Below are 13,095 nucleotides of genomic sequence, written 5' to 3'. Positions count from 1 at the left end.
TTATATATACGCAAAACACCCAACTACCTGTGTTATTCTGTGTGTTTGGTTAAGCCTCAGCGAAGTCATATCAGACTGAAGTAATCGATACCTAAGGCGCGTCCGCCTGCTTGGTTTTCGTAGATTCCGCACGAGCCGAAGAGCACTTAATGTGCTCTTCGTGCGAGCCAGGACCTGACCGAGCGAAAACCAAGCAGGTGGACACGCCGGCGGGACAGGGAGAGATATATGGAAGAGATGCCCAAGAACTACGATCCGTCGACCAACGAGCCGGCGATCCTGCAGAAGTGGCTCGACGGCGGCTACTACAAGCGCCGCGAGGGCGTGGGCGACTGCACCGTCACCATTCCGCCTCCCAACGTGACCGGCAAGCTCCACATGGGTCACGCCACCGACGACTCCATCCAGGACGCCATCATCCGTATGGCCCGCATGCGCGGCAAGTCCACGCGCTGGGTGCTGGGCACCGACCACGCCGGTATCGCTACGCAGACCAAGGTCGATAAGAAGCTCAAGAGCGAGGGCATCAGCCGCTTGGAGATCGGCCGCGACAAGTTCGTCGACGCCTGCTGGGACTGGACTCACGAGTACGGCGGCATCATCGTCGAGCAGATTAAGCGCATGGGCTGCTCCGTCGACTTCGACAACGAGCGCTTCACCATGGACGAGGACTATGCCCAGGCCGTGCGTAAGGTCTTCTGCGACTGGTACCACGACGGCCTGATCTACCGCGGCAAGCGCATCGTCAACTGGTGCCCCAACTGCACTACCGCTATCTCGGACGACGAGGCTGAGTACAAGGACGAGAAGGGCCATCTGTGGCACCTGCGCTACCCGCTGACCGAGCCGGTCAACGGCCAGGACTACATCGTCGTCGCTACCACCCGTCCCGAGACCATGCTCGGCGACACGGGCGTTGCCGTCTCCCCGAAGGACCCCGAGAAGGCCGCCTTTGTGGGCAAGACCGTCATGCTGCCGATCGTCAACCGCGAGATTCCCATCTTTGAGGATTGGCATGTCGACGCCAACTTTGGCTCCGGCTTCGTCAAGGTCACCCCGGCCCACGACCCCAACGACTACGCCATGGGTCAGGCCCACGACCTGCCGCAGATCAACATCTTCGACGAGCACGCGGTGGTCGTCGAGGGCTACGGCGAGTTCACCGGCATGAACCGCGACGAGTGCCGCGAGGCCGTCATCAAGTGGTTCGACGAGCACGGCCTGCTCGACCACGTCGAAGAGCTCGACCACTCCGTCATGCACTGCTACCGTTGCGACTCCGCACTGGAGCCGTGGCTGTCCGAGCAGTGGTTCGTGGCCGTCGATAAGCTCAAGGGGCCGGCGCTCGACGCCGTCAACTCCGGCAAGGTCACCTTCCACCCCGCGCGCTGGACGCAGACCTACACCACCTGGATGGAGAACCTCAAGGACTGGTGCATCAGCCGCCAGCTGTGGTGGGGCCACCGCATCCCCGTGTTCTACTGCGAGGACTGCGGCTGGGAGGACGCCCTCACCGAGGACACCGACGTGTGCCCCAAGTGCGGCGGTCATCACGTGCATCAGGACGAGAACGTGCTGGACACCTGGTTCAGCTCGCAGCTGTGGACCTTCGCCACGCAGGGCTGGCCGCAAAAGCCGGAGCTGCTCGAGGGGCATCACCCCACGACGGCGCTGGTCACCGCGCGCGACATCATCGCGCTGTGGGTCGCCCGCATGGTCATGAGCTCGCTGTACTTCCTGGATGAGGTGCCGTTTAAGGACGTCGTCATCTACCCGACGATCCTTGCCAAGGACGGCAGCCGCATGTCCAAGTCCAAGGGCAACGGCGTTGACCCCATGGACCTCATCGGTATGTACGGTGCTGACGCCATGCGTTACAACCTGCTCACGCTGTGCACTAACAACCAGGACGTCAAGTTCGACGCGAACATCGATAAGAAGACCAAGAAGCTCATCGACAGCCCGCGCACCGAGCAGGCCAAGAGCTTTGTGACCAAGATCTGGAACGCCAGCCGCTTCCTGCTTATGAACATGGAGGGCTACACGCCCGGCGAGCCCGTCGTTGAGACGCCGGCCGACGCCTGGATGTTCAGCCGCCTGGCCAAGGCCGTGAAGATGGTCACCGAGGGTATTGAGAAGTACACCTTTGGCGACATGGCGCGCGGCGTGCAGCAGTTCTTCTGGAACGAGGTCTGTGACTGGTACGTCGAGGTCACCAAGGCTCGCCTGAAGGGCGAGGGCCGTCTGCAGGCGCAGCGCAACCTGATCTTTGTGCTTGACACGTCCATTCGCCTGATGCACCCGCTCATGCCGTTCGTGACCGAGGAGATCTGGGACAACATGCCGGCGAGCGTGCTCGATCTGGACGCCGAGGGCAACGTGGACCGCGCCGAGGCGCTCATGATCGCCAAGTGGCCCGAGCCCGCCGACTACGCCAAGTATGTTGACGAGGACGCCGAGCGCGCGTTTGAGCTGTGCCGTACCGTCGTGTCTGCCGCCCGCGCCACGCGTTCGCGTTATCGCTTGAGCCCCAAGGCCGAGCTCGACGTGGTCGTGCGCGCCGGTGCCGAGGACATCGAGAAGCTCGAGAGCTTGCGCTCCACGATTGAGCCGCTGGCAAACACTGCCTCGCTGGTCATGGGTACCGACGTCGAGAAGCCGGCTGCGAGCATTGCCGTGGTCGATAGCGGCGTCGAGGTCTTTGTGGTGCTCGAGGGCAAGGTCGATCTTTCGGCCGAGAAGGCACGCCTGGAGAAGGAGATCGCCGCGGCCCAGAAGGAGCTTGCCGGCTGCGAGAAGACGCTGTCCAACGAGGGCTTTGTGGCCAAGGCCGCGCCCGCGGTGGTCCAAAAGAAGAGGGACCGTGCAGCTGAGCTCAAGGAGATCCTGGCGGCGCTGACCTCGCAGGTTGCTGACTTCTCGTAAGCGGTACTGGGGGACGCGGTTTGGGGCATTGCTCGCTACTGCGGACAGTCCTGCGCAAGACGGACAGCACATTAAGTGCTGTCCTTTGCGTGCGGAACTTGCGGCGAGCAAAGCGTCGGGCCGCTCCTAGTGCGGTTACGTGGTTGTTTGCATCTGGCGTGTTAGGGCCACTTGGTTGTGGCCTTGATCTCGCTGCAAGCGGATAGAGGCTGATATTGTCAACGCGAGGGGCTCATTCTTTTTGGTGGGCCTCTTTTTCTGTTATGGGGGACTTTGGGTTATGGCTAAGCGTTCTGGGTCGTATGTCGTTCCTTTCTCGTTTGAGTTGCTTTCGTTTGATGAGGCTGTTGGGCTGGCTGCTGATACGGGGCGGATTTCTGGGGATGCTGGTCCTCTGCTCGAGACGGTTGTCGATATGCTCGATGAGCTGGGGCGTCCGGACGAGTACTTTGATTGCATTCAGGTTGCCGGTACTAATGGCAAGACTTCGACTACGCGTTTTTCGGCTGCTATTCTTCGCGGCGAGGGGCTCAAGACCGCGCTGTATACGTCGCCGCAGCTGGTGCGCTATCCCGAGCGCATGGAGGTCGATGGGCGCGTCGTGAGCGATGAGGCCTTTGCTCGTGGCGTTTCTGCCGCCGTCGAGGCGGGGCATCGCGTGAATGCCCGTCGTGTGGCGGCGGGGGAGCGCGCCTATACCATCACGCCGTTTGATCTGTTGACGGCCGCCGCGCTTGTAGTGTTTGCCGAGGCTGCGGTGGATGTTGCCGTGCTTGAGGTTGGCATGGGCGGACGCTGGGATGCTACGAGTGCGACCGATCCCGTGGCCGTCGCCATTACGGGCATTGGACTCGACCATACGAAGGTCCTGGGCGATACGCTCGAGGCCATCGCGGGGGAGAAGGCTGCGGTTATTAAGCCTGGGCGCCTGGTTGTTTTGGGCGAGGGTACGCATGAGGCGAGCGTTCAGCGCGTGATGGATGCCCGTTGCCGTGAATGCGGTGTGGTGCCGCTCGTGGTGAGTCACGCCACGACTAAAGTGCCGGCGCATGTGGGCGACACGGTTGAGTTTAGCTGCACCACGCCGCGTGCGATTTATACGTCGAGCATGGTCAAGCCGGCCTATCAGCCGCAGAATGCCGCGTGCGCGATTATGCTTTGCGAGGGGTATCTGGGTCGTGAGCTCGACCACGATGCGCTGGATGAGTCGCTTATGGGTTGCCCCACACCGGGTCGCTTTGATGTGCTGGGAACCGATCCGCTTAAGTTGATTGACGCCTGTCATAATCCCCAGAGCTGCGAGAACTTTGTGAGCGCGCTGGACGAGATCGATCCGTGCGTGGAGAACCGCCCCACGCTGCTGTGTGCCGCGCTGGCCGATAAGGACGTGGCGGGTATCGTTGACGTTCTGGTTCCGGCATTCCCCCGCGTGGTCGTGACCCAGACCGATTCCGATCGCGCCCTGCCGGCAGAGGAGCTCGCCTCCCTGGTGGACGCCGACAAGCTCGCGGGCGTGTACCCCAGTGTATCCGAGGCCCTCGCGGCTTTCGATGCCGCGGGCGAGCCTTTCGTAGCAGCCGGTACCATCACCCTAGCCGGCGAAGTAGCGGGGCTGCTCCGTTAACCCATCCCCTCATCAGTTGCGGTGAAATACGGACTGTTTTACAAGCCAGAAGCCTCAAACGGTCCGTATATCACCGCAACTCAAAAGCAGTCAATTTGGGACGGGGCTTTTTTGGCTGCCCTGCGCCTCGAGTTGACTTGCTCGCCACGAAATGGGCCTATTTACTACGTTTGACCGGTAACCCTCGACCATACCGAGAATTGCGAAATCAAAACCGCAGGTAAAGGGCTTGCCAGTTTTGCGAAAACACGGGTATGGTCGACCCACGCGGGCTAAACGTAGTAGATAGGCCGTTTTTGTGGCGGCATTCATGTGATGCGGCAAAGGGACAGCCCCTTTGCCGCATTGCCTAGTCTAAGCGGACCGGATCGTGGGGGTAGGCGTTGAGAATCTCGACGCCGTTCTCGGTCACCAGGGCTAGGTCCTCGATGCGGACGCCGGTGTGACCGGGGAGGTATATACCCGGTTCGATAGAGAACGTCATGCCCGGCTCTACGACCTGCTCGTTGGCGAGCGAGACATCGCCCGGCTCGTGGTCTTGCAGACCGATTGAGTGACCCAGACGGTGCGTAAAGTACTGCCCATAGCCCGCATCCTCAATCACGTCGCGTGCGGCGCGGTCCAAGTCGCACATACGAACGCCCGGCGTGATGAGCGCCTCGGCGGCCTCGTTGGCGCGGCGCACGATGTCGTAGACGTGCGCGGTCTCCTCGTCCGGCTGGCCCCAAAAGAACGTGCGTGTCATGTCCGAGCAGTAGTTGTGACGGCGTCCGCCAATGTCGAACAGCACCACGTCGCCATGCTTGAGCACGGTATCGTCGGGTTCGTGATGCGGGTCGCCGGCGTTGGCGCCAAAGCTCACGATGGGCGGAAAGCTAAAGCCCTCGCAGCCGTGCTTGCGGTACAGGCCGAGCATCTGGTCGGCGATTTCGCGCTCCGTCACGCCCTCGTGGACGAGTTTGATGGCATCGGCCATCACGGCGTCGTTGGCGGCCGAGGACACGCGCATAAGCTCCTGCTCGGCGGCATCCTTGTAGGTGCGCGCGGCGGTGACGGCAAAGTCACCCAGGAAAAACTCGCTTGCGGCGTGGTGCTCTATGAGCGGCATCAAAAAGCCGGAACGCATGACAGTGTCGACGCCAAGCGGCTTGGCTGGGTCGATCTCACTCGCGATGGCGTCGGTCACGACGTCGGTGTCGTTGTGGTAGGCCACGCGGGCATTGTCGTACTCGGGCAGCTGATGCAGGGCGTTAATCAAGATTACCGGCTCGGCATCGCGTGCGAGCAGCACGCCGCAAAAACGCTCGAACATATCGGCATAAAAGCCGGTCAGGTAATAGATCGACCACGGGTCGTTTACGAGCAGCTGCGCGCCGGGGTGCTGAGCCTCGAGCGCATCGAGCACGCGCGCCACACGCTGGTCATCGACATGTGCCATACATCGTCCTTTCGCTAGGTTGCCACCATGGTATCCCCAATGCCGGCGTAGTCAATTTGGGACGGGGCTATTTTAGCTGCATCAAACATGCGGAATGATAGGTAAAAGTAGTCATAAGAGGGTCGTCCCAAATTAGCTGCTTTCAAAACTATGGCGGATTACGGGGCTGGACCTGTATTACTTGACCATGGGAAAAATCGCGAAATTAAAACCGCAGGTAGACGGCTTATCAAAAATCGAAAAATGCCGGTATGGATGGGGGTCTCCGAATCAGCCCCGTAATCCGGCATAGTTTTGAAATGGCACTAAAGTAGGCACAATCTAAATATCGATCCCAAGGCAAGTTGCGGTGGAATAGTTCCTGGATGCCGGGGTTTTGGCGGAAATCAGGAACTATTTCACCGCAATTGAGGAGGGGCGGGGTGGATGGCGGGGTAGCTAAAAGAGCCCCGTCCCAAATTAGCTGCTTAGGCTGGGTCGATGTCCATGCTGGCGATGAGGTCGATGCCCGTGTTGAGGGGGTCTTCCAGAACGACGTCGCCCATGCGGATGGGGGCCTCGACGACCACGCCGCGGATGAGGTCCATCGCCTGGGCATGGAGTGCCAGCGGGATGGCTTCGGCCGTGCGCACGGGCAGCAGCGCCTCGTCGCCGCCGGATACGGCAACGGTGGTGGTGAGCACGCGCATGGGACAGGTGAGCTCCTGATGTGCAAACTTATCACCGCGCGGGCAGCTGTTGCCGGTTACGGAGCGTACCTCTACCACGGCGCCGTCTGCGCTGCGCTCGACCTCCACGGTCAGGAGGCACTCGGAGGGGCAGGTGGTGCAGTTGAACTGCAGCGTTTCAATCGCGTTTGTGCTCATGACTCTACGCCTCCTCAACGGGGTCGACGGACAGGACTATCTCGCTAACGCCCAGGTCGAGTGCGCGCTGAATTACCTTTGCCGGTAGTGGGAAGCTCTCCATTACGCTCGGTTTAAACGGGCGGACCTTGCCTGCAAACAGCTCCTCGTCGCCTGCCAGAATGCGCACGCGGGCAGCATCGACCGGCCGACGTACGCGGAAGTTGAGCTTAGTGAGTGACACGGCCGTGATGCGTCCCGGCAGTGCGTAGCCTGCGATGCCAGCGGGGGAGACCGTGAGCTGGCAGCCCGCGCCCGCCACTCCCGCCGCGGTGCCGACAGCCCCCAACGCCCACGCCGCCGCAGCCGCACCGGCACGTTCGGACTCGGTCGTCACGTTGTCGGCCAGGTCGTGCACGTGCAGCACGTTGCCGCAGGCAAATATGCCCGGCACGCCCGTCTGCAGGCTCTGGTCCACCACGGCACCGCGCGTACGTGGGTCCAGCTCCACACCCGCGGCAACCGAAAGCTCGTTTTCGGGAATCAGGCCCACCGAAAGCAGTAGCGTGTCGCACGGAACAACACGCTCGGTCCCCGGAATGGGTGCTAGGTGCTCGTCGACCTGACTCACCTCGACGGCCTCCACACGATCGTGCCCGATCACACGCGTGACCGTGGTAGACAGATGCAGTGGAATGCCAAAGTCTTCCAGGCAGTTCTTAACATTGCGACGCAGGCCGTTGGCGTACGGCATGAGCTCGTACACACCCTCGACGGAAATCCCCTCGAGCGTGCAGCGGCGCGCCATGATCAGCCCGATGTCGCCCGAGCCCAAAATGACGGCGCGCGAGCCGGGTTTGAGGTTCTCGATATTGATGTATCGCTGCGCTAGGCCGGCCGTAAACACGCCGGCGGGTCGGCTGCCGGGGATCTTGATCTCGCTGCGCGTGCGCTCGCGGCAACCCATGGCAAGGACGACCGCGCGCCCGATGAGCTGCAGCATACCGGTGGGGCTCATGAGCGTGACGGTGTGGACCGCGGCGTCTTCCGCGGACTCGCCCGAATCAACCCCTATCACCATGCTGTCCAAGAACAGCGCAATGTTGGTCGCGCGCACCTGGTCGATAAAGCGATGCGCGTACTCGGGACCGGTGAGTTCCTGCTTAAAGTGCGACAGTCCAAAGCCCGGGTGAATGCACTGTCGCAGGATGCCGCCCAGATGCTGCTCGCGCTCCACGATGGCCACGTGCGCGCCGGCCTTGTGCGCGGCAAGCGCGGCTGCCATACCGGCGGGGCCGCCTCCGATGACGACCACGTCGAAGGTCTACGTCGACACTGGCGCTGCGGTTCCGGTCTCCGCGCGTTCGTCGCGCATATCAAACGTCGCCATCCTAGCGCACCCCCTTTAGCGGTCCCTCGACCAGCCAAGATCCGGCATCCTCCAACAGCACTTCGCTGGGGTCGCAGCCCAGCTCGCGGGCAAGGATCGCAACCACGCGGCTCTGGCAAAAGCCGCTCTGGCACCGACCCATGCCCGCACGGCAGCGCCGCTTGACGCCCTCGACCGAAACCGCACCCGGGCGGCGTCGAATCGCGGCCACGATCTCGGCCTCGGGCACCGTCTCGCAGCGGCAGACGATCTGCCCCCATGCGGGGTCGGACTCAATGAGCTCCTCCTTGCGTGCAAGCGGCGCACGGTCGAAGTCGTCCGGCGCGTGTCGAATCGGATCCCAATCGGCCCGTTCGCGCAAAGCAACGCCCGCCTCGCGCATCACGTGCTCCATGCGCTCGGCAATGGCCGGCGCGCTCGCCACGCCTGGCGACTGAATGCCCGCCGCCTGGAACAGGCCTGGCACCACGGCGGACTGCCCAATAAAGAAGTCGTTTGTTCCCTTGATGACCGGACGCCCGCCGGCAAATGCGCGTACCACGCGACGCGTGTCCAGATCGGGCACCAGCTTGCGTGCTCCCGTCAGCAGCGCGTTCACATCGCTTGCGTAGGTCTGCGTGTCGCCCGGCTCGCGCACGGCAGCCGTCGCGGTGATCACGGTGTTGCCGTGGACCGTGCCCGTGACGATTACGCCCTTGGACACTGGCGTGGGCACGGGGTAGAGCGGCATGAGCGCGCGCGGCTCCTTGTCCAGCACCACGATGTTGCCCTGGCGCCAGACCATCTGGAACTCCTCGGCGCCCGCCATATGCGAGATGTCCGCTGCACCGTTGCCCGCGGCGTTGATCAGATAGCGGCAGCGCACATCGCCGACAGGCGTCACCAGCGTAAAGTGCGCAGCCCCGTCGGTAGCCTCGCCGCCGGCAACCTCAATTGCTTCCACCGGAGCCGACCGAATAAACGTCACGCCGTTGGCCACGGCGTTCTCCAGCGCAGCGATGGCGACCTCAAACGGATCCACAAAGCCAGTGGAGGGACACCACAGCGCGCACGTCGCCTCGGCACTCGCGCGTGGTTCCAGCTCGCGGATGCGCTCGGGGCCGATAATCGACAGTTCGGGCACGCCGTTGGCCACGCCATTCTGGCGCAGCTTCTCCAGGTGTGCGCGGTCTTCGTCGTTAAACCCCAGCACCATCGACCCGGTGCGGCGGAACAAAAATCCAAGCTCCTGGGCCCACGTGCCATATAGCTCGCAGCCGCGGGCGTTGACCTGCGCCTTTACGGTGCCCGGCGCCGGATCGTAGCCGGCGTGTACCAGGCCGCCGTTGGCCTTCGATGCGCCCAGGGCGACATCGTTGGCCGCCTCGACCACGCAAATGGTCAGGTCATAGCGCGCGAGTTGCCGCGCAATGGCACACCCGGTGATGCCCGCGCCCACAACCGCGATATCAAACGTTTCTGTCACAGTGCCTCCCAGACAAGTTGACAGGCTGTCAATAGGACTATGCTACGGTCTGCAGACCCCCAGTGCAGCGGCAATGCGGCGAACAGCCCCACTGCATCCGCCAACGGCAGGCGTGGGCCGGCTCAGCACGGATGCCGGCCACGTTAGAACGCGAGATCTTCCCGCCCAACCTCGCGGTCTGCGCCGTTACCTGTTACAGATTGAGATGTTGAGTCCACAGGCGCACGTTCTTCTCGATCTGTAACAGTAAGAACTGTTTTTGGGTTCCAGATGTTACAGTTCGAGATTTAAGTTGGGGAGAGAATGGTTTGTCTCAATCTGTAACATCTGGGACTGTATTTGCCGAGTAACTGTTACAGATTGAGACATTCGGTGCGGACGGTTTTCTTTGTCTCGATCTGTAACAGTTAGCTGAGGATTTGGGTTCTAGATGTTACAGATTGAGACAAACCTTCCGACGGATTTTGAAGGTCTCGATCTGTAACAGTAAGAGAGGAAATTCGGCCTCAGTTGTTACAGATCGAGATTGAAGCCAGCGAGGGGATGTTTTGTCTCGATCTGTAACATTTGGACCCGATTTTGCCGAGTAACTGTTACAGGTCGAGATTGAAGTCGGGGAGGGACCCCTGTGTCTCGTTCTGTAACATCTAGACCCGGATTCCACTCCTGCCTGTTACAGATTGAGATGTTTGTGTCCGCACCAGCCCCGCCCCTAGCCGTGGTCCCATATAAACAAACCCCGTGGTAAACTTGACCGGACTGTTAATATTCCGAAAGGTACCCGTAATGTCCAAGTACATCTCCGAGCTCATGTCGCCGCAGCTTATGGGCGTCGTCTATGCCTTCGTTGGCTTTATCGTCGCCCTGTATGTGCTGTCGGTCGTCTATGTGTTCATCGACGCTCGCCGCCGCGGCGCCAGCGCCTACGTGGCATGGGGCATCATCGCCCTCATCCCGTTTGTGGGCCTCATTGCCTACCTGGTCCTGCGCCCGCACTCCTACGCGTCCGACCGCGAGGAGCAGGAGCTGGACATGGCGCTGCGCGAGCGCCAGCTTGCCCAGTACGGCACCTGCCCGCAGTGCGGCGCGCCCATCGAGAAGGACTTTGTCGTCTGCCCGGTGTGCGATACCCAGGTTCGCAACGTATGCCCCAGCTGCCATCGCCCGCTCGATGCGCACTGGAAGGTCTGCCCCTACTGCCGAACTCGCATTCAGTAACGCATCCATCGCCGGGCCGGCCGCAAGCCACGGGCACCGCGCGTCCCGCGCAAGCCACACGCGCAACCCGCCCCCACACGATGAAGCATGCGTAGAAAATCGCCCGCCGTGCCATTAAGGTGCGGCGGGCGCTTGTATACCAAGGCAACCTGCCTATAATGATGCAAGTTAAAACGCCGAGCGCATCGCACGCACTTGCATCAGGCATCCGAGAGGAGAAAACATACCCATGAAGGCACTCTACAATGACGGTTCGGTGGCCGAGCTCCCGCAGGACGAGGTCACGCACGTCATCCGCCACTCCGCCGCGCACATCATGGCGCAGGCCATCAAGCGCCTGTACCCCGAGGCCGACTTTGCCTACGGCCCCGCGACCGACAACGGCTTCTACTACGACGTCGACCTGCCCGAGGGCGTCAAGATCAGCGAGGACGACTTCCCCGCGATCGAGGCCGAGATGAAGAAAATCGTCAAGGAGAACCTCAAGTTCTCCGTGTACGAGAAGCCCCGCGCCGAGGCCATCGCCCTTATGGAGGAGCGCGGCGAGAAGTACAAGGTCGAGCACATCGGCGACCTGGACGACGACGCCCGCATCACCTTCTACCAGCAGGGCGACTACATCGACATGTGCGTCGGCCCCCACATCTGCTACACCAAGGCCCTAAAGGCCTTTAAGCTCACCGGCGTCTCGGGCGCCTACTGGAAGGGCGACAAGGACAACAAGATGCTCACCCGCATCAACGGCGTCGCCTTTGCCACCAAGGAAGAGCTCGACGAGCACATGCACATGCTGGAGGAGGCCAAGAAGCGCGACCACCGCAAGATCGGCCGCGAGATGGACCTCTTTATGATGCGCGATGAGGCTCCCGGCTTCCCGTTCTTCCTGCCCAACGGCATGATCCTTAAGAATACGCTGCTGGACTACTGGCGTGAGATTCACCACAAGGCCGGCTACGTGGAGATCTCCACGCCGCTCATCATGAACAAGCAGCTGTGGAAGACCTCGGGCCACTGGGACCACTACAAGGACAATATGTACTCCACCGTCATCGACGACGAAGAGTACTGCATTAAGCCCATGAACTGCCCGGGCGGCGTGCTGGTGTACGCCTCCAAGCCTCACTCCTACCGTGAGCTGCCCATCCGCGCCGGCGAGATTGGCCTGGTGCACCGCCACGAGCTGCGCGGCGCCCTGCACGGCCTGTTCCGCGTGCGCTGCTTTAACCAGGACGATGCCCACCTGTTTGTGCGCCCCGACCAGCTGACCGATGAGATCGTGGGCGTGGTCAACCTCATCGACTCCGTGTACCAGAAGTTTGGCTTTAAGTACCACGTTGAGCTTTCCACCCGCCCCGAGGACTCCATGGGTTCGGACGAGGACTGGGCTCGCGCCGAGGAGGGCCTGCGCACTGCTCTGGAGAAGCTGGGCATGGACTACGAGGTCAACGAGGGTGACGGCGCCTTCTACGGCCCCAAGATCGACTTCCACTTGGAGGACTCGCTCGGCCGTACCTGGCAGTGCGGTACCGTGCAGCTTGACTTCCAGATGCCGCTCAACTTTGACCTGGAGTACGTGGACGCCGACGGAACCAAGAAGCGCCCCATCATGCTGCACCGCGTGTGCTTTGGCTCCATCGAGCGCTTCATCGGTATTCTGATCGAGCACTTTGCGGGCAAGTTCCCCACCTGGCTGGCCCCCGTGCAGGTCAAGGCACTTCCCGTCTCTGAGAAGAGCCGCGACTACGCCCACGAGGTGTGCGCCAAGCTGGAGGAGGCCGGCATTCGCGTGGTCTGCGACGACCGCGACGAGAAGATCGGCTACAAGATCCGCGAGGCCCGCAGCATCGACCGCGTGCCCTACATGCTTATCCTGGGCGAGAAGGAGGTCGAGGCCGGCAACATTTCCGTCCGCGATCGCTCCAACGAGACCGTCCCGATGAGCGTTGACGAGTTCGTTGCGAAGGTGACTGAGGAGATCAAGACTCGCGCCTAGCACAAACCATACAAGAATTAACAAAGGCGATCGTCCTCGCGGGCGGTCGCCTTTTTTGTTGTCTATAGAAGAAAAGCCGCTGGTTAGGGCGGCTTTTTTGTTGTGCAAAAAGGTACAGGTTTTTGTAGAGGCGTATGGAGATGTGTCTGTGGTTGATTTTCAATCTCAACGCAACAGCCTGAACGGACCCCGCGTTT

The 13,095-nt window shown here is 61.6% G+C and carries 8 protein-coding genes; 4 read left to right on the top strand and 4 right to left on the bottom strand.

The genetic code is table 11. The annotated features are described in order from the left end of the window. Positions 1 to 228 precede the first annotated feature (228 nt). Both DW037_RS04635 and DW037_RS04630 read left to right on the top strand, forming a co-directional pair. The gene (locus DW037_RS04635; RefSeq protein WP_117629439.1) at positions 229 to 2,925 is read left to right on the top strand and encodes a valine--tRNA ligase; all 2,697 of its coding nucleotides are present in this window, start codon (positions 229 to 231) and stop codon (positions 2,923 to 2,925) included. A 280-nt stretch (positions 2,926 to 3,205) separates the two neighbouring features. Then, entirely contained in the window at positions 3,206 to 4,549 is a 1,344-nt protein-coding gene (locus DW037_RS04630; protein WP_117629440.1) for a folylpolyglutamate synthase/dihydrofolate synthase family protein, read from the top strand. A gap of 349 nt (positions 4,550 to 4,898) precedes the next feature. On the opposite strand, the gene DW037_RS04625 is transcribed toward DW037_RS04630, so the two are convergent. The 4 genes from DW037_RS04625 to DW037_RS04610 all read right to left on the bottom strand — a co-directional run bounded on the left by DW037_RS04625 (position 4,899) and on the right by DW037_RS04610 (position 9,687). Next, on the bottom strand, positions 4,899 to 5,987 hold the full coding sequence (locus tag DW037_RS04625) for a Xaa-Pro peptidase family protein (protein WP_117629441.1): 1,089 nt from the start codon (positions 5,985 to 5,987) through the stop codon (positions 4,899 to 4,901). Positions 5,988 to 6,454: 467 nt separating this feature from the next. Then, positions 6,455 to 6,853 carry a DUF1667 domain-containing protein gene (locus tag DW037_RS04620; protein ID WP_117629442.1) on the bottom strand — a complete coding sequence of 133 codons (399 nt, stop codon included), beginning with the start codon at positions 6,851 to 6,853 and terminating at the stop codon, positions 6,455 to 6,457. 4 nt (positions 6,854 to 6,857) lie between these two features. Then, a complete protein-coding gene (locus tag DW037_RS04615) occupies positions 6,858 to 8,147 on the bottom strand; it encodes an NAD(P)/FAD-dependent oxidoreductase (protein ID WP_255413690.1) in 1,290 nt (429 codons plus the stop codon). Positions 8,148 to 8,223: 76 nt separating this feature from the next. After that, complete coding sequence (locus DW037_RS04610; RefSeq protein ID WP_117716001.1) at positions 8,224 to 9,687, bottom strand: NAD(P)/FAD-dependent oxidoreductase; 1,464 nt, start codon at positions 9,685 to 9,687, stop codon at positions 8,224 to 8,226. Positions 9,688 to 10,473: 786 nt separating this feature from the next. Between DW037_RS04610 and DW037_RS04605 the strand changes: the two genes are divergently transcribed. Then, positions 10,474 to 10,905, top strand: coding sequence for a zinc ribbon domain-containing protein (locus DW037_RS04605; RefSeq protein WP_118288965.1), 432 nt, complete (start codon positions 10,474 to 10,476; stop codon positions 10,903 to 10,905). A 229-nt stretch (positions 10,906 to 11,134) separates the two neighbouring features. After that, positions 11,135 to 12,898: a threonine--tRNA ligase gene (gene thrS / locus DW037_RS04600; protein WP_118372914.1), complete on the top strand. Its 1,764-nt coding sequence runs from the start codon at positions 11,135 to 11,137 to the stop codon at positions 12,896 to 12,898. Positions 12,899 to 13,095 lie beyond the last annotated feature (197 nt).

It is taken from the genome of Collinsella sp. AF39-11AT (genome assembly GCF_003474585.1).
Taxonomy (GTDB): Bacteria; Actinomycetota; Coriobacteriia; order Coriobacteriales; family Coriobacteriaceae; genus Collinsella.
Note: the sequence above shows the minus strand (reverse complement) of the source record. Positions and strands in the feature narration are given on the sequence as shown.

What these genes read in the sequence shown, in the direction of transcription:
- DW037_RS04635 (WP_117629439.1), top strand. Translation starts at nt 229, where the DNA reads ATGGAAGAGATGCCCAAGAACTACGATCCGTCGACCAACGAGCCGGCG.
- DW037_RS04625 (WP_117629441.1), bottom strand. Translation starts at nt 5,987, where the DNA reads ATGGCACATGTCGATGACCAGCGTGTGGCGCGCGTGCTCGATGCGCTC.
- DW037_RS04605 (WP_118288965.1), top strand. Translation starts at nt 10,474, where the DNA reads ATGTCCAAGTACATCTCCGAGCTCATGTCGCCGCAGCTTATGGGCGTC.
- thrS (WP_118372914.1), top strand. Translation starts at nt 11,135, where the DNA reads ATGAAGGCACTCTACAATGACGGTTCGGTGGCCGAGCTCCCGCAGGAC.
- DW037_RS04620 (WP_117629442.1), bottom strand. Translation starts at nt 6,853, where the DNA reads ATGAGCACAAACGCGATTGAAACGCTGCAGTTCAACTGCACCACCTGC.
- DW037_RS04630 (WP_117629440.1), top strand. Translation starts at nt 3,206, where the DNA reads ATGGCTAAGCGTTCTGGGTCGTATGTCGTTCCTTTCTCGTTTGAGTTG.